The sequence below is a fragment of the Sinorhizobium fredii NGR234 genome (assembly GCF_000018545.1).
GTDB classification, from domain to species: domain Bacteria; phylum Pseudomonadota; class Alphaproteobacteria; order Rhizobiales; family Rhizobiaceae; genus Sinorhizobium; species Sinorhizobium fredii_A.
This window is the reverse complement of sequence record NC_012587.1, coordinates 2269887-2285285: the sequence shown is the minus strand read 5'-3', so window position 1 is coordinate 2285285 and position 15399 is coordinate 2269887. Positions and strand designations below refer to the sequence as shown.

The following is a 15399-nucleotide window of genomic DNA, read 5'->3' as shown; positions in this document are numbered from 1 at the left end:
GGAAAGCCCTCGTTGGACAGGGCGATGATATGACTGCGATCGAGTTCCTGCCGGTTCTAGTGATGATCGCCGGAATTGTTCTGGTGGTCGGGGCGACGCTGTTTGTCTCATCGCTGCTGCGCCCCTCCAATCCCTATCCCGAGAAGAACATGCCCTATGAGTGCGGCATGGACCCGGCCGGCGAAGCCGCCGGGGGCCGCTTCCGGGTGCAGTTCTATATCCTCGCGATCCTGCTGGTCGTCTTCGATGTCGAGACGATGTTCCTGTTTCCCTGGGCCGTCGTCCTGAAGGAAATCGGGCTCATCGGCTTTGTCGAGATGTTCGTCTTCATCGTATTGCTGCTCGTGGGCTTCGCCTACGCCTGGTTGAAGGGAGCGCTGGAATGGGAGGCGTAGGCAATGCGATCCGCGACAGTGTGCTGTTCACCACGGCCGACAGCGTCATCAGTTGGAGCCGCCGCTCGGCGCTGTGGCCCGAGACCTTCGGGATCGCCTGCTGCGCCATCGAGATGATCTCGGCGGGTTGCGCCCGCTATGATCTCGACCGGTTCGGCGTGGTGTTCCGGCCGTCGCCCCGCCAGTCCGACGTGATGATCATCGCCGGTACCGTGACGCGGAAGTTCGCGCCGGTGGTGCGCCGGCTCTATGACCAGATGCCGGAGCCGCGCTGGGTGATCGCCATGGGCACCTGCGCCATCTCGGGCGGGGTCTACAACACCTATGCCGTGGTGCAGGGGGCGCAAACCTTCGTACCGGTGGACGTGCATGTGCCCGGCTGTCCGCCGCGGCCCGAAGCCCTGATGCACGGTTTCCTCCTGCTCCAGGAGAAAATCAAGAAAGACAGGGCGCTCGCCGGGACGCCGCTGGACCGGATCGCCGCATCATGAGCGTCGAGGCGTCCGTCATCAGCACCCTCATCTCGGAACGTTTTGGAGAGGCAGTCGAGGAGCTTGGCGTCTCGCATGGACTTCATGGGTTCGCCGTGCCGCCTGACAAGATCGTCGAGCTTTGCCGGTTCCTGAAGGAGCATCCGGCGCTGCGGTTCGATTTCCTTTCCGACATCTGCGGTGTCGATCATTTCCCGGAAGCGCCGCGCTACGAGGCGGTGTACCACCTCTATTCGCTGCCGAACAAATGGCGCATCCGGATCAAGTGCCGCCTCGGCGATCCGCCGCTGGTGCCCTCGGTGACAGGCGTTTGGCGCACGGCCAACTGGCATGAGCGCGAGGCCTGGGACATGTACGGGATCAGCTTCGAGGGACACCCCGATCTGCGGCGGATCTATATGTGGGAAGGCTTCGAGGGCTTCCCGCAGCGCAAGGACTTTCCGCTGCGCGGTTACAAGGACGACCTCAATCCGTTCGGCGCCGAAGGGCCGCCGCCGACGCAGCCGGACCTTGCCACCAACGACATTCCAACGGGAGGCCGCTCGACGCCGGGAACGTGAGATGACCGAAGTCACTGAGCTCATGAGGCCGCAGGGCGAAGCGCTCGACACCAAGGAGGTGCTTCTCAACCTCGGCCCGCAGCACCCGAGCACCCACGGGGTGCTGCGGCTCGTCCTCGAGCTCGACGGCGAGTTTGTCGCCCGCGTCGACCCGCATATCGGTTACCTGCATCGCGGCACCGAGAAACTCGCCGAGAGCTTCACCTACACGCAGATCTTTCCGCTCACCGACCGGCTCGACTATGTCTGTCCGCCTTCGAACAACCTGGCCTTTGCGCTGGCGGTGGAAAAGCTCCTGGGTATCGAAGCACCGATCCGTGCGCAGTATATCCGCGTCATGATGGCCGAGCTGGCGCGGATCTCCGGTCATCTTCTGATCACCGGCGCCCTGCCGATGGATCTCGGCGCGATGACCGCGCTGCTCTACGCCATGCGGGAGCGCGAAATGATCATGGACCTTCTGGAAATGGCCACCGGCGCGCGGATGCACACGTCCTTCTGCCGGGTCGGCGGGGTGCGCGAGGACCTGCCCGAAGGCTTCCTCCCCAAGATCCGGGAGTTCTGCGACATCTTCCCGAACCGGATCCGCGACTATGAGAGGCTGATCGAGAACAACCGGGTGTTTCTGAAGCGAACCCAAGGGATCGGTGTGATATCCCCAGAAGACGGCATCGACCTCGGCCTCAGCGGTCCGAACCTGCGCGCTTCCGGCGTCGACTGGGACATTCGCCGCGACGAACCCTACGAGATCTACGATCGGCTCGACTTCAACGTCATTACCCGCGAGGAGGGCGATTGCTACGCGCGCTGGCAGTGCCGGGTCGAGGAGATGCGCGAGAGCGTCCGGCTCATCGAGCAGTGTCTCGAGCAGATGCCCGAGGGGCCGTTTCAGGTCGACATGCCGACGATCGCCTTTCCCATGGACAAGGATCGGGTGCACTGCTCGATGGAGGCGCTGATCCAGCATTTCGACCTGTCTGCCTATGGTTTCAAGGTGCCGAAGGGCGAGGTCTATTCGGCCATCGAGGCGCCGAAGGGCGAGCTCGGCTTCTACATCATCAGCAACGGATCGGAAAAGCCGTTCCGCATGAAGGTGCGGGCACCGTCCTTCGTCAATCTTCAGGCGCTCTTCGGGGTGACCAATGCCCGTTACCTGGCGGACATGATCGCCGTCCTCGGCAGCCTCGATCCGGTGATGGCGGAGGTGGACAAGTAGCAGGAGTTCAAGAGACGATGAGCATGCGCGAAAAGATCGAAGAAGCAGCGGCGCGGTATCCCGACCAGCGCTCGGCGATCATGCCCGCCCTGCTCATCGCGCAGCAGGAACATGGTCATCTGCCCGGTCCGGTCCTGGAAGAGGTCGCCGACATTCTCGGCGTCGAGCGGATCTGGGTCTACGAGCTCGCGACCTTCTATACGCTCTTCCACACCGAGCCGGTCGGCATGTTCCACCTGCAGCTCTGCGACAACGTCTCCTGCATGCTGTGCGGATCCGAGGCGCTGCTGAAGCATCTGGAAACGGTGCTGGAAATCAGGAAGGGCGATACCACCCCGAACCGGCTGTTCACCCTTTCGACCGTCGAATGCCTTGGCGCCTGCGAGATGGCTCCGGTGATGCAGGTCGGCGACGACTATCACGGCAACCTCGACACAGGGCGGCTCGATGCGCTTCTGGACAGGCTGCGGGCGGAGGCAGGTCAGGTGATCGGTGCCGATCTCGCTGATGCAGCATCGCCGGGAGAGTAGCGTCATGTTCGAACCGGTCCTCCTCAAGAATATCGATGCTCCGGATGGCCACGTGCTTGCTACCTACGAGGCCGGCGGCGGCTATCAGGCGCTGGCCAAGGTGCTGCGCGAGCACACGCCCGACGAGGTCGTCGAACTCGTCAAGCAATCCAACCTGCGCGGCCGCGGCGGCGCCGGCTTCCCGACGGGCATGAAATGGGGCTTCGTGCCGAAGCAGTCCGACAAGCCGAAATACCTCTGCTGCAACGCCGATGAGGGCGAGCCGGGAACCTTCAAGGACCGGATCATCATGGAACGTGACCCGCACCAGCTCGTCGAGGGCCTGGCGGTCAGCGCCTATGCGATCGGAGCCGAAACCGCCTATGTCTACGTTCGCGGCGAATATGTGAAGGCTATTCGTCGCCTGGAACAGGCGATCGCCGAGGCTCGCGACAAGGGTTATCTCGGCGCGGGCATCCTCGGATCGGATTTCAGTTTCGCCATCCATATCCACTGCGGTGCCGGCGCCTATATCTGCGGCGAGGAGACGGCGATGCTCGAGTCGCTCGAGGGCAAGCGGGCGCAGCCGCGGCTGAAACCGCCGTTTCCGGCCGTCGCCGGGCTCTATGCCAGCCCGACCGTGATCAACAACGTCGAAACCCTGGCTTGCGTGCCGCATATCGTCATGCGCGGGCCGCACTGGTTCCGGGCCATCGGTCCGGACAAGAGCCCCGGGCCTAAGCTCTATTGTGTCAGCGGGCAGGTGCGCAAACCCGGTCTCTACGAGCTGCCGATGGGTATACCGCTGCGCGAACTGGTGGAGCACGCCGGCGGGCCGCTGCCGGGACGCCGGATCAAGGCGGTGATCCCGGGCGGGGTCTCGGCACCGGTCATCCCGAAGGGTGGTCTGGACGTCGGCATGGATTTCGACTCGCTGGCTGCCGCCGGCTCGATGCTCGGCTCGGCTGGGGTAATCGTGGTCGACGACTCGACCTGCATGGTCAAGGTGGCCGCGCGGATCGTCGAATTCTTCCACCACGAGTCCTGCGGCAAGTGCACGCCATGCCGGGAAGGACTGAACTGGGCGGTGAAGGTGCTGCGTCGGATCGAGGCCGGGGAGGGTGCGCCGGGCGACCTTGAGCAGTTGGAGAAGCTCTGCAAGGGCATATTCGGCAACACCTTTTGTGCCTTGGGTGACGGCGCGGCAATGGGCTTGCGGGCCGCGCTTGCGCATTTCCGCGACGAGTTCGCTGCCCATATCGAGGAGCGGAGGTGCCCCTTCCACTAACGACTGTGCCGGAACAGGCTGTGAGGAAATATGGTTAGGATCACGATCGACGCGCAATCCCTGGAAGTTGAGGCTGGCTCGACGGTGCTTCAGGCAGCCCAGCGCTTGGGCATCGATGTTCCGACCTTCTGTTATCTGGAGCGGCTGCCGCCGCTGGCGTCGTGCCGCATGTGCCTGGTGGAGATCGAAGGGCTGCGGCGGCTGCAGCCGTCCTGCGCCACCGCGGTCACCGATGGCATGGTGGTCAGGACGAACACGCCGCTGATCGACGAAACGCGCTCTTCCATGCTCGACATGCTGCTTGCCAACCATCCCCTCGACTGTCCGATCTGCGACAAGGGCGGCGAATGCGAGCTGCAGGACATGGTGATGGACTACGGGCCACGGCGAAGCGAGTTCCGCGATCCCAAGCGTGTGTTCCACTCGCGGGATATCCGCCTCAGCCCGGTTATCATCATGAACGTCAACCGCTGCATCCAGTGCCAGCGTTGCGTGCGGATGTGCGAGGAGGTCGTCGGCGCCGTCGCCCTGGGGACCGTCGAAAAGGGCATGGATACTGCCGTCACCGGCTTCGAAGGCAGTCTTGCGAGTTGCGATCAGTGCGGCAACTGCGTCCAGGTCTGTCCGGTCGGCGCGCTGATGAGTTTTCCCTATCGCTACAAGGCGCGGCCCTGGGACCTCGCCGAGACCGACACGATCTGCCCGCATTGCGGCACCGGCTGCCAGCTTACCGTCGGGGCACGCAAGGGCGAGTTCATGCGGGTGCGCTCCAAGCCGGAGCATGGCGTCAACCGGGAAACGCTCTGCGTGCGGGGGCGCTTTGGGCTGGATTTTGTCGAGAGCCGAGACCGGATCAAGCGACCGATGATCCGCCGGGATGGCGTCCTGGTGCCGGTTTCCTGGAGTGAGGCTGGTGACCACCTGCGTCGGCGTCTTGCGGCCGTCGAGAACAAGGCCGCGGGCGGGCTTGCCTCGGCGCGCCTGCCCAACGAGGTGCTCTATCAGTTCCAAAAGCTGATGCGGACGGTATTCCGGACCAACAACATCGATTGCTCGTCGCGCTGGTCCGCACCCTTCGACACGCTCGGGCCGCTGCTTGGAGGCTTCTACACGCGTGCTCCGCTGCAGGAGGTAATCGACAAGGATTGCGTGCTGGTGATCGGTGGCAATGTGACGGAGGAAAATCCGGTAACCGAATATCTGCTGCGCGACGCCGTGCGGCAGCGGCAGGCCGGATTGCTCCTGCTCTCGGCGCGGCCATCGCGCCTCGACGCCGATGCCCGGGTGGTGCTTCGCGTGCCGCCGGGCGGCGAGGCGGCGAGCCTTGCAGCGGTGGTCGCCGGGCTCGCGGCAGCGGCCGGCGAGAACCTTTCAGGCGAGACGATTGACGCAGTCGGCGCGACAATCGGCAGGCCGTCAGAGAGCGCCGGCAGCGAAGAATCGGATCGCCTGGTCGCCGGCCTCAGGGACAGTCGCGGCGTCACGGTGCTTGTCAGTGTCGGCCTCCTCAGATCACCCGAAGCGCGCGCGATGCTGCAGCAGGTCAGCAACCTGCTGCAGGCTCTCCGAATGCTCGGCAAAGACCCGGCAATGCAGTTCCTTTTCGACCGCGCCAACCAGATGGGCGCCTGGGACATGGGGGTCCTGCCGGCGACCCTGCCGGGGCTACGGGCGGTCACCGACGACTCGGCGCGAGCGACTCACGAAGGGGCGTGGGACGCCGAAATCCCGTCTGAGCCTGGAGCGAATCTCGACGCTATTCTGGATCTCTGTGTCGACGGGCGGATGGGCGCGCTCTATGTCGCCGGAACCGACCCGCTGCTTGCCTATCCCGACAGGGATTTCGTAAAGCGGGCGCTTGGCGCCGCCGATCTTCTGATCGTGCAGGACACCTTCCTGACGGACACGGCCGGCCTGGCCGAGGTCGTGCTGCCGGCGGCGGGCTACGGCGAGGAAGCCGGCACGTTCACCAACAATGAGGGCCGCATCCAGACGCTCCGCAAATTCCGCGCACCTGCCTTCGAGGCCAGAGGCAACCTGGAAGTCTTCGAATTCGTCGCGGCACTCCGGCGCCAGGTGCTGAAGCCATCTATGCAAGGCGAAATCTTCGACGAGATCGCCCGGCTGGTCCCGGCCTATCAGGGATTGACACCGGACGGGCTTGGGGCCGACGGCGCCTTCACACAAGCGGACCCGACGCCACCTGCCAGCGGGTTCTACCCGGCGCCGCCGACCTTCGAGGTCCGCGACGGGCTCATGCTGGTCACCGGCGACTGCCTGTTCCACAACGGTTATCTTTCCGAACGCTCGGAGATCCTGAATACGGTCGCGGATGATCCCTATGTCGAGATGAACGCGCAGGAGGCTCAGCAACTTGGCATTTCGGATGGCGATCAAGTGGTCGTGCGATCTGCTCAGGGCGAATTGACCGCAAAGCTCAAGGTCAACAGGCGCTTTCCTCGCGGTCTCGTGTTCGTCCCCGAAAACTACAGGGCTCTGCGGCTCAACGGCCTCATGCGGCGGGGTGAGTATCCATGTCCGGTCGAGGTTCAAAAGGCGCATGCGGCGTTCGAGATTGACGCCCAGGCCGGCCCTGCCGCGAACGCAGATGATCTCGGGCAGGGCATGGCAGGCTCGCCCTGACTTCGGATCTCACCGCTGCTGTCGCTGATCTCGTCAGTGATAGTGGGTCCCGCGAATATAGTCGTGCAGGTCCTGCTCGGTGCGTTGCGCTTCGTCGAGCCTGTGCTTGACCACGTCGCCGATGCTGACCACGCCGACAATGTCGTCACCTTCCATCACCAGCACATGGCGGGTACGCCGTTGGGTCATGATCGCCATCACGAAGGGCAGCAAATCTTCCGTCGAACAGATCGCCACGCTGCGGTTCATGACGTCGCCAACCCGCATCATCGCCGCCTCGGCCCCGTGTTCGGCCATCGCATTGCAGCAATCCCGCTCCGACAGCGTGCCGAGATATTCCCCGGCCGATTGGCTGACGACCACGAAGCCGATATTGTTGTCTCGAAACAGCCGCAGGACTTCCACCATCGGCTGTTCGGGAGCGACCGCGATGACTCCGACACCCTTGTTCTTCACGATTTCGCCGACAAACATCTGAGCCTCCTCTCCTACAGCGCCGTGCGTCTTTCAGCTGCAAAAGGTCGCCGTAGCACATTGAATTGCTGCACTTCTCATTCATGGATCGGCTCCGATCCAAGGACATGCGGGTGGCGTTCCGGTCTGAGAGCTGGTGTGCTCACTTTCGCCGGATATTCCGCCACCAGTTGTAGCCCTGCCGCTCGTCCGTCTCGACGAGCACGTCCTTCTGCGTGTTCAGGCGCGCGGCGACGACGCCGCCGCCAGTCGCCGCCTTGCCAGGCTTTGCCAGCAGGTCGTCGCGACCGATCACCAGATCGCGCGAGGAAAAACTCGAGAATTCATATTGTTGGCCAAGAGCGATCGCATCCGCCGGGCAGGCGTCCTCGCACAACCCGCAGAACAGGCAGCGGGCCGTGTCGATCTCGAATTTGGCGGGGCGCCGGTTGCCCTTTTCGTCCTCGTAGGGCACGACTTCGATGCAATAGCAGGGACAGATCCGGGCGCAGAGCTCGCAGGCCACGCACTTGATCTCGCCCTCTTCGTCACGCTTCAGGAAATGGTGGCCGCGATAACGCGAATAGGGCAGCCATTTCTCCTTGTCCGGGTACTGCATGGTCACGGTTTTGGAGAACATGTAGCCGAAGGTCAGCGCCAAACCAGTCGCCAGGTCGGCGAAGAACGTCCAGCCGATCCATGTGCCGATTGTGTCCCTTGGGCGCGACATCGCCGCCTCGCTCTACAGCGCCGTGCGTCTTCCGGACGCACAAGGTCGCCGTAGCCCTTTGAATTGCTGCCTCATTTCTTTCTTGAATCGGCTCGACCCAAGGAAGCATGCGGTGGAGCCCGTTTGGGGCGCCTAAATGAAAGCAATACCAGTAATAATTATGTTCGCCATCGACAGAGGAAGCAAGACTTTCCAACCGATCGCCATCAACTGGTCGTAGCGATAACGGGGGAAAGTAAAGCGGAACCACATGAACAAATAGACGAAGAACGCCACCTTGAGGGCGAACCAGAGGAGCGGCGGCAAGGGGATCAGCACGCCGTTCCAGCCTCCGAAAAACAGGATCACCGTCAGGACCGACACCAAAAGCATGACGACGTATTCACTGACCATGAAAAAGGCGAAGCGGATGCCGCTATATTCGGTATGGAAGCCGGCCCCGAGATCGCCTTCCGCCTCCGACAGGTCGAAGGGGATGCGCTGCGCTTCGGCGAGCCCGGCGACGAAGAACACGAAGAATCCAATCGGCTGATAGACGATGTTCCAGACGTCTTCCTGGGCCCGGACGATCTCGAGCAGGCTCATGGACTGCGCCAGCATGACCACGCCGATCACCGCAAATCCCATCGGGATCTCGTAGCTGATCATCTGCGCGCAGGTCCTGAGGCTGCCGAGGACCGCATATTTGCTGTTTGCCGCCCAGCCGCCGAAAATGACGCCATAGACTTCCAGGCCGATCACCGCGAAAACGAAGAGGAGCGCCACGTTCATGTTCGAAACGTAGAGCGTGATCTCGTTGCCGAGCACGGAGACGGACTCTCCGAACGGGATTGCCACGAACACCACAAAGGGCGGCGCGAGCGCCAGGATTGGTGCAAGTTTGAACAGGAAGCGGTCGGCCTCGGCCGGGATGTGGTCTTCCTTGGTCAGGAGCTTGATCCCGTCCGCCACCGGCTGCAGCAGCCCGTGCCAGCCAACGCGCATCGGGCCCATCCGCTGCTGCATGTGCCCGGCGATTTTGCGTTCCACCCAGGTCAGCGGCAAGGGCAGGAGCAAGAGCATCGCAATCAGCAACGCAACCTTGAAGACGATCAGGCCGATGGCAACGACAAGCTCCATGTCCGCGGCTACTTCTCCGGGTTGAAAGGTGCGACCGGATTTTTCCTGACTATACACCAGCTTGGCGTCGTCTGTCTGCGAGCTCGAAGGTGTACCGTCTCTTCAATTAGGGGATGATTGCGGTGAGAGCGGGCGACGGCTCGCCCAAGAAAACGCATCCGACCGGCTCGGCCACGGCTGCCCACCCGGAGGAGGCCCGGCCTGGATGGGCGTTTCGCATTGGGCCTCCGTACTTGCCCGGTAAATGCATGAATGCGCGGATTCGTTCCTGCCGGGCTTACGGGCCACGATCTGAAAATGAACAAATGCCGCCATTGCGAGTTTTCCCGACATGACAGTCACAAGCCAGGAGGAAACGGCATGGATTGGAATCGCGTCGAAGGTAACTGGAAGCAGGTGAAGGGCAAGATCAAGGAACAGTGGGGCAAGCTGACCGACGACGATCTTGACCAGATCGACGGTAACATGGACCAGCTCGAGGGGAAGATCCAGGAGCGGTACGGCATTGAGAAGGACCGTGCGCACCGGGATCTCGATGACTGGTACAATCGACAAACCTGGAACTGATGTTCAGGAAAAACCCCGCCTCGCGCGGGGTTTTTCCTTGTGTCGGGAAAGGTGACGTAGCGGCACTGCATCACGGGGTGTGCGGTGCATCGAAACGCAAAGGAGAACCTTGTGTATCCCGCAAAGCCCCGAGTTGCATCGGTTCCGATTTTCAAGCATCTTTGAGGGTAGCAGCCAGCCACTCTTGCGCGGAGGCGAAAGGTGCTCAGCCAGCCCAATTCCATTGACGCTTTCGTCGGTCATCGCATCCGGCTGCGCCGCAAGGCGCTGGGGATGGACGAGGAGAATCTTGGCGCGGCGCTCGGTGTGCCGGTCGCACAGGTCCGGAGGTACGAGCAGGGGACACGCCGCGTCTGCGCCGCCCAATTGTTGGCGATGGCCGACGTCTTGCAGGTTCATTTTACATTTTTCTTCGAGGAGTCACCGGCGTCCGGAGGCGGATTGCTGAAGACGATCGAGGGGTCCGATTTCAGGAAGTCGACAATGTTTCGGTCGCGGGCCGCCGGACGCCAGCGGATCGTCCGGCCTGCGCTGTGGGGCTGCCGGACCTTGGGCTTATTAGTCGGTTGAGGTGTTTGTGACGGGGGCGGGCTTTCACCTCAAGACCTTCGGGGAGTTGTTGCTAATCGATGCCGCCGGCGGAGCAGTCGCGTGTCCGGAGCGCGGGCTGCTGATTCTCGCCTATCTCTCGGCGTCCGGGCAAAGGGTCGTCACCCGCGACAAGCTCGCGACGATGATTTGGCCTGACAGGGAAAAAAGCGTCGCATTCAAGAATCTGCGTTCGACGCTATGGCGCATGCAGCACCTCGCCACGCCGGCGGGTGCAGTCCTGTCGGCCACGGAAACTGAGGTGGCGTTGGGGCCGATCTCCTGCGATGTCTCCGATTTCGACGGCATAGGCGGCTCGGAAGAGAGCTTCCGTAACGCCCTTTCACTCTGGCGCGATACGTTCCTGGCGTCGGCAGATCTGCCCCCCGGACGTTACGCGGACTGGGTGACGGAGAAGCGACGCGGCTTTACGGAGGTGCTGCGGAGCGCGCTGATCGAAGCGGCGCCGCGGTCGTCTGACCGGTCGACGCTGCGCGCCGCCTGTGCGCACCTCCTGGAGCTCGATCCGGCGGATGCCGCCGTTCGCGACATCCTGCAACGCGTTAGCTACGGGCCGTTGCTAAGCGTCAGCCCCTCGGTCGCGGCTACAGCGCAAGCGGAGGCGAGTGCACCGCAACCCGTGCAGCTTCCGCGCGTCGCTCTCCTTCCGCCGGCGGCCTTCGGCAGCGACCCGATGCTCCATGCCGTCAGCGTGGCGGTCATCGAGGACATAACGATAGGCCTCTGTGCCCTGCGCTCGATGACCGTTGTCGCGCCTTATACAGCAGAGCGCATCCGTGAGTCGGCGGACAAGGCGGCGATCCTCGAGAGGCATGGCGTCACCTATGCGCTTGATTGCCGCATGTCGGATCAAGGGCTCTTTACCCAGTTGGTCTTCCTTCCCTCCGACCAGATCGTCTGGGCCGATCGCTTCCTGATCTCGCCCGCAGGCGTCCTCATGCAGCGCCAAGAGATCGCCTACCACGTGGCGCGCGCTGTCACCGAGCAAGTGGAGACGGGGCGACCGGAGCACCTCGATTACCTGGCGCATCCGGAAGCCTATTATGCCTATCTCGGCGGACTGCGGCATCTCTCGGGCCTAGGCCTGCCGGAGGTTCGCAGGGCGCGTCATGACTTCCGGGATGCGCTGAAGCACAGGCAGGATTTTGCGCCGGCGCTGAGTGGCATCGCGCGCACCTATGCGACCGAGTGGCTGCTGACTGCGCGGGCCGACGGTGAACTTCTCACCCTGGCAGAGCGGCATGCCAAGCAGGCGATCGAGAGCAACGAGCGCCTGCCCACCGCTCACCGCGAGGTGGGCGTCGTGAAGCTCTACCAGGGCGATGTGGACGAAAGCTTGGCAGCGCTCGACCTGGCCGAACAATTGAGCCCGCAATATGCCGACGTGCTCTACAGCCACGCCGACACGCTCGTGCACGCCTCCCGCCCTCGCGAGGCCCTGGACAAACTCGGCAAGGCCCTTGCGCTCAACCCGCTGGCGCCAGATGCCTATCTTTGGAGCGCCGCGGGGGCCAGCTATTTCCTCGGGGAATACCATGAGGCCATAGGCTTTGCCCAGGACATGAAGGACAAGTCGCCGGCAGATAGGATCGTTGCCGCGAGCTGGGCAATGCTGGGTGACCGCAAGAAAGCGCGCCAGCACAGGATGCGGGCATTGAAGGCGAATCCGACTTTCGATGTCGACAAATGGCTTTCTGTCATTCCGTTCAAGGAGCAATGGCAGAAGGATCTCTATCGTGAGGGGCTGAAGAAGGCCGGTTTTTGATCGTGGGCGTAAGGGGAAACACTATGGCCAAAGTTGTTGTGATCGGGATCCCGGGAGAGCCGGGTCTCTGGATGGTAGATCTTGGAAATGGGACCGTCAGGCAGCTTGATTCCGTGACGGGCGATCTGGCAACCGTCAATGGCTTTCGACAGTTGGGCAGCACCTTCGTCAACAATGTTGATCTCGCCATAACAGTGGCGTCGGTAGATGACGTCTTTGCAGGTCACGTGGACAGTTGATCTGCCACGACATCGGCGAGTAGCCGCGCTTGGGCAACGATTATTCCGATAGGGTGTGCGACCCGGCGGAAACGTTCGACCGTGTTCGGCCGTATCTTTCCGTTTTCGGCGTGACGCGCGTTGCCAGGCATACGGGGCTCGACAAGATCGGGATTCCGGTCTGGTGCGCATACACGCCGAATTCGCGGTCCATCGTGGTTGCCCAGGGAAAGGGGCTGACGGACGCCGATGCCCGGACATCGGCGGTGATGGAGGCGCTGGAGCGCGTCGTCGCCGGCGATCCCGCCGTCGAGATTTTCATCGACACGGCGGAAAACCTGCGTGCCGCCGGTCGGGCCTTCGATCCGCTGTATGGGCTGATCGCGGCCGGCCGCGACGATATCCGGCCGGATGAGGAAGTCGAATGGGTCGGCGGCGCCGATCTGGTCTCCGGCCGCGACGTTTTCGTGCCACTCGAAGCGGTGCTTCTCGACCGTACGAGACAATCGCGTTTCTGGATGTCGTCGGATGGGCTCGCGTCGGGCAACATCAGGCAAGAGGCGGTCCTGCACGGCCTGCTGGAGCGGGTCGAACGCGATGCGCACAGTCTTTGGCGTGTGTCCGGGCAGAAAGCCCGCCATCAAGCATGCGTCGATCCGGAATCCTTTGACGATCCGGCGCTCGACGCGCTCGTCGGCCGCATCACGGCGGCCGGGCTCGAATTGCGGCTCTTCGACATCACCAGCGATACCGGCATTCCGTGCTTTCTCGCATATCTCGGCCCACGCGGCACGGCGACTGCCGGCAATCTCCGCTTCGTCGAGGTGACCAGCGGTTGCGGGGCGCACCCTTCCGCCGTCCGTGCCGCGATCAGGGCGGTAACGGAGGCGGCGCAGTCACGGCTCACCTATATCGGCGGCGCCCGCGACGACGTCTATGCCGAGACCTTCAGGCGGGCATTGCCGGAATCGACGCGCCGCGCCTTTCTCGCAGCGCCGCGATCGGTCACAAAGCCTGTTGCCTGCGCCGACACGCCTATCGAGGCATTGCTGGGGAACGCAGTTTCCGGTGTGAAAAAGGCAGGCGTGCGGTCTGTCATCGCAGTTCCCCTCGCTCGTGCCGATCTGCCCTTCGCCGTGGTCAAGGTACTGGTGCCGGATCTTGAGAATCCGGACGGCGAGCGAGCGCGCCGCTTCGGACCTCGCGCACTGTCAAAGGCGATTTCGTCGTGAGGCAGCGGGGCGCTCGAAGTGCCCTGTGCCAAAGGGAACTGCATCAGGGGACGAAGGGGCGTAGATTTCCTGCCTCGGACTGGTGAGTTCCATCACGAAACACCACTGATGGGTGTGCAACGCTCGTGCAACGCGCGCGAACGGGAAATTCATCTATAGTCCGTTGCGAGGGTAGTACACGCAATGGGGGTTCAAATGACTTATTCTGTTTCGGCAGCGGCCGACCATGAAGCGGAATTTGCGAGCATTGCCAGAATGCTGGCCCATATCCGCGACAGTGCCCGCGCGATGGATGCGCAAGCCCTGGAATACTGCATCGACATGGCGCTACAGGCTGTCGCCACGGAACTGCGCGATCGGCGCGAGTTCGCGGCCGCGGGAGCCGATCTAGCGGGCGGGTTTCGTCTGCTGCAGTGAAGCTGATGCGGACAGCACCCGCGGCATCTCTTCAGGCGCACAAAGTCGGGGTACATTTCCTCAAATCGGCTCCGATTTGAGGAAATGTGCCGTGGCGTGTGGACGCGGCCGCCTGACCGGCTAACGGTCGAGTTCCGGGTAAACCCTGTCCAGAAAGCCCGGCCGAAGCTTTTCACCGATCATGCAATCTGCGGCCGTTTCGCCGGCGGCGAGGGCGAGCGTGGGCGGAAGCGTCACCCCGCTCACCTCGAGTATCAGCTTCTGCCGGATGGCAATTGCGAAATCCTCGGCCTCGTGCACCGGAAGAACGAAGGAACCAGGCCCGCCGATCACGCACTCCGCATAGTACTGGTCGAGCGGGCCGGTCGACACGGAGGGACGGATCAGGATCGCAAGTCCATTGATGATGATGCCGCGTGACACCGCCTCGTTGCGGGCGGGGGCAACGGGTGGGCCGGTATTGTTGGGGCCGTCACCGGAAATGTCGATGACGCGGCGCGCGCCGGAAAAGGCGTTGGTGTCGATCAGGCTCGTACCAAAAATGATCGCATTGGAAATCGATGTGCCGCGCCGCGTTCCGATCGGCCGCGCTTCGATCCGGGCCGCGAAGGTTTCGGCATCCTCGGCGCCTTCGATCACCTGCCAAGTGACGACCGAAGCCTCGTTGACCATGCCGGCCCATTCGAAATAGCCGATGGCAATGCGGCCGAGATATCCACCCTTGACGGCGTTGATGAATTCCGGGTGCCTGAGCGCCTGGACATAGCCGGACCGCTGCACCCGCGCTTCCTCCATGTCCATCGAGCCGGACATGTCGACGGCGAGAACCAGTTCCACATCGACATTCGGGGGCGCGGCGGCCGTCTGCATCGGGCTGCCGCTGAGTGCCATGATCAATGCCAGCATGCTCAACATCGCATCCGCCAATCGTCATGATCTACCGTCGGGACCTTCTGTCCCTCCGAGCCATCGTCGTTAGAACGCATGGCCCCAGAACTGAAATGTATCACAGGATTGCCGATCGGCGACTGTCGCGACCAAGCGTGATTGCAATATTATTTGATCGTGACGCCTGAGACAGGAGAAAAGGCGCCAAATAGACTGCCCATGAGACAAGAGTGCTTCAATTCAAGACCTTGCAGCGCCGGCATTGGGTTGATGAACCCAATCTGGCCATGGTCGTCAAA

17 protein-coding genes are annotated in these 15399 nt (G+C 62.8%); 13 read left to right on the top strand and 4 right to left on the bottom strand.

Annotation, left to right across the window (positions count from 1 at the left end; genetic code table 11):
• The first annotated feature begins 29 nt into the window (after positions 1–29).
• From NGR_RS22235 to nuoG, 7 genes are read left to right on the top strand one after another with little or no spacing between them, the layout of a single operon-like run.
• Positions 30–395: an NADH-quinone oxidoreductase subunit A gene (locus tag NGR_RS22235; protein ID WP_012708735.1), complete on the top strand. Its 366-nt coding sequence runs from the start codon at positions 30–32 to the stop codon at positions 393–395.
• Complete coding sequence (locus NGR_RS22230; RefSeq protein WP_012708734.1) at positions 383–886, top strand: NuoB/complex I 20 kDa subunit family protein; 504 nt, start codon at positions 383–385, stop codon at positions 884–886. The genes NGR_RS22235 and NGR_RS22230 overlap by 13 nt, the downstream gene beginning before the upstream one ends.
• Entirely contained in the window at positions 883–1446 is a 564-nt protein-coding gene (locus NGR_RS22225; RefSeq protein WP_012708733.1) for an NADH-quinone oxidoreductase subunit C, read from the top strand. Before NGR_RS22230 ends, NGR_RS22225 begins: the two co-directional genes overlap by 4 nt.
• 1 nt (position 1447) lies before the next feature.
• Positions 1448–2662: an NADH dehydrogenase (quinone) subunit D gene (gene nuoD / locus NGR_RS22220; RefSeq protein ID WP_012708732.1), complete on the top strand. Its 1215-nt coding sequence runs from the start codon at positions 1448–1450 to the stop codon at positions 2660–2662.
• Positions 2663–2679: 17 nt separating this feature from the next.
• Positions 2680–3192 carry an NADH-quinone oxidoreductase subunit NuoE gene (gene nuoE, locus NGR_RS22215; protein ID WP_012708731.1) on the top strand — a complete coding sequence of 171 codons (513 nt, stop codon included), beginning with the start codon at positions 2680–2682 and terminating at the stop codon, positions 3190–3192.
• 4 nt (positions 3193–3196) lie between these two features.
• Positions 3197–4459 carry an NADH-quinone oxidoreductase subunit NuoF gene (nuoF, locus tag NGR_RS22210; protein WP_012708730.1) on the top strand — a complete coding sequence of 421 codons (1263 nt, stop codon included), beginning with the start codon at positions 3197–3199 and terminating at the stop codon, positions 4457–4459.
• A gap of 30 nt (positions 4460–4489) precedes the next feature.
• Positions 4490–7102 (top strand): NADH-quinone oxidoreductase subunit NuoG, encoded by a 2613-nt coding sequence (gene nuoG / locus NGR_RS22205; RefSeq protein WP_012708729.1) that lies wholly within the window; start codon positions 4490–4492, stop codon positions 7100–7102.
• A gap of 33 nt (positions 7103–7135) precedes the next feature.
• On the opposite strand, the gene NGR_RS22200 is transcribed toward nuoG, so the two are convergent.
• The 3 genes from NGR_RS22200 to nuoH all read right to left on the bottom strand — a co-directional run bounded on the left by NGR_RS22200 (position 7136) and on the right by nuoH (position 9404).
• Positions 7136–7576: a CBS domain-containing protein gene (locus NGR_RS22200; RefSeq protein ID WP_012708728.1), complete on the bottom strand. Its 441-nt coding sequence runs from the start codon at positions 7574–7576 to the stop codon at positions 7136–7138.
• A gap of 142 nt (positions 7577–7718) precedes the next feature.
• Positions 7719–8285, bottom strand: coding sequence for an NADH-quinone oxidoreductase subunit I (locus NGR_RS22195; RefSeq protein WP_012708727.1), 567 nt, complete (start codon positions 8283–8285; stop codon positions 7719–7721).
• Between the two features lie 132 nt (positions 8286–8417).
• A complete protein-coding gene (gene nuoH / locus NGR_RS22190) occupies positions 8418–9404 on the bottom strand; it encodes an NADH-quinone oxidoreductase subunit NuoH (protein WP_012708726.1) in 987 nt (328 codons plus the stop codon).
• 360 nt (positions 9405–9764) lie between these two features.
• Here nuoH and NGR_RS22185 point away from each other — a divergent pair, with 360 nt between their 5' ends.
• The 6 genes from NGR_RS22185 (at position 9765) to NGR_RS22160 (ending at position 14212) form a co-directional block, all read left to right on the top strand.
• Complete coding sequence (locus NGR_RS22185; protein ID WP_012708724.1) at positions 9765–9971, top strand: CsbD family protein; 207 nt, start codon at positions 9765–9767, stop codon at positions 9969–9971.
• A 201-nt stretch (positions 9972–10172) separates the two neighbouring features.
• A complete protein-coding gene (locus tag NGR_RS22180) occupies positions 10173–10541 on the top strand; it encodes a helix-turn-helix domain-containing protein (protein WP_012708723.1) in 369 nt (122 codons plus the stop codon).
• A gap of 7 nt (positions 10542–10548) precedes the next feature.
• Entirely contained in the window at positions 10549–12345 is a 1797-nt protein-coding gene (locus NGR_RS22175) for an adenylate cyclase (RefSeq protein ID WP_164924407.1), read from the top strand.
• Positions 12346–12368: 23 nt separating this feature from the next.
• Positions 12369–12584 carry a hypothetical protein gene (locus NGR_RS22170; protein ID WP_012708721.1) on the top strand — a complete coding sequence of 72 codons (216 nt, stop codon included), beginning with the start codon at positions 12369–12371 and terminating at the stop codon, positions 12582–12584.
• Positions 12585–12613: 29 nt separating this feature from the next.
• Positions 12614–13795, top strand: a complete 1182-nt coding sequence (locus NGR_RS22165) for a YcaO-like family protein (RefSeq protein ID WP_012708720.1) — start codon at positions 12614–12616, stop codon at positions 13793–13795.
• A gap of 183 nt (positions 13796–13978) precedes the next feature.
• A complete protein-coding gene (locus NGR_RS22160) occupies positions 13979–14212 on the top strand; it encodes a hypothetical protein (protein WP_012708719.1) in 234 nt (77 codons plus the stop codon).
• 120 nt (positions 14213–14332) lie between these two features.
• Here NGR_RS22160 and NGR_RS22155 read toward each other — a convergent pair whose 3' ends face one another.
• A complete protein-coding gene (locus NGR_RS22155) occupies positions 14333–15127 on the bottom strand; it encodes a DUF1194 domain-containing protein (protein ID WP_012708718.1) in 795 nt (264 codons plus the stop codon).
• Positions 15128–15399: the final 272 nt, after the last annotated feature.

Coding starts and splice junctions, on each gene's coding strand:
- NGR_RS22230 (WP_012708734.1), top strand. CDS start 383: ATGGGAGGCGTAGGCAATGCGATCCGCGACAGTGTGCTGTTCACCACG.
- NGR_RS22200 (WP_012708728.1), bottom strand. CDS start 7,576: ATGTTTGTCGGCGAAATCGTGAAGAACAAGGGTGTCGGAGTCATCGCG.
- nuoF (WP_012708730.1), top strand. CDS start 3,197: ATGTTCGAACCGGTCCTCCTCAAGAATATCGATGCTCCGGATGGCCAC.
- NGR_RS22170 (WP_012708721.1), top strand. CDS start 12,369: ATGGCCAAAGTTGTTGTGATCGGGATCCCGGGAGAGCCGGGTCTCTGG.
- NGR_RS22235 (WP_012708735.1), top strand. CDS start 30: ATGACTGCGATCGAGTTCCTGCCGGTTCTAGTGATGATCGCCGGAATT.
- nuoG (WP_012708729.1), top strand. CDS start 4,490: ATGGTTAGGATCACGATCGACGCGCAATCCCTGGAAGTTGAGGCTGGC.
- NGR_RS22225 (WP_012708733.1), top strand. CDS start 883: ATGAGCGTCGAGGCGTCCGTCATCAGCACCCTCATCTCGGAACGTTTT.
- NGR_RS22155 (WP_012708718.1), bottom strand. CDS start 15,127: ATGTTGAGCATGCTGGCATTGATCATGGCACTCAGCGGCAGCCCGATG.
- nuoD (WP_012708732.1), top strand. CDS start 1,448: ATGACCGAAGTCACTGAGCTCATGAGGCCGCAGGGCGAAGCGCTCGAC.
- nuoE (WP_012708731.1), top strand. CDS start 2,680: ATGAGCATGCGCGAAAAGATCGAAGAAGCAGCGGCGCGGTATCCCGAC.
- NGR_RS22195 (WP_012708727.1), bottom strand. CDS start 8,285: ATGTCGCGCCCAAGGGACACAATCGGCACATGGATCGGCTGGACGTTC.
- NGR_RS22160 (WP_012708719.1), top strand. CDS start 13,979: ATGGGGGTTCAAATGACTTATTCTGTTTCGGCAGCGGCCGACCATGAA.
- NGR_RS22185 (WP_012708724.1), top strand. CDS start 9,765: ATGGATTGGAATCGCGTCGAAGGTAACTGGAAGCAGGTGAAGGGCAAG.
- nuoH (WP_012708726.1), bottom strand. CDS start 9,404: ATGGAGCTTGTCGTTGCCATCGGCCTGATCGTCTTCAAGGTTGCGTTG.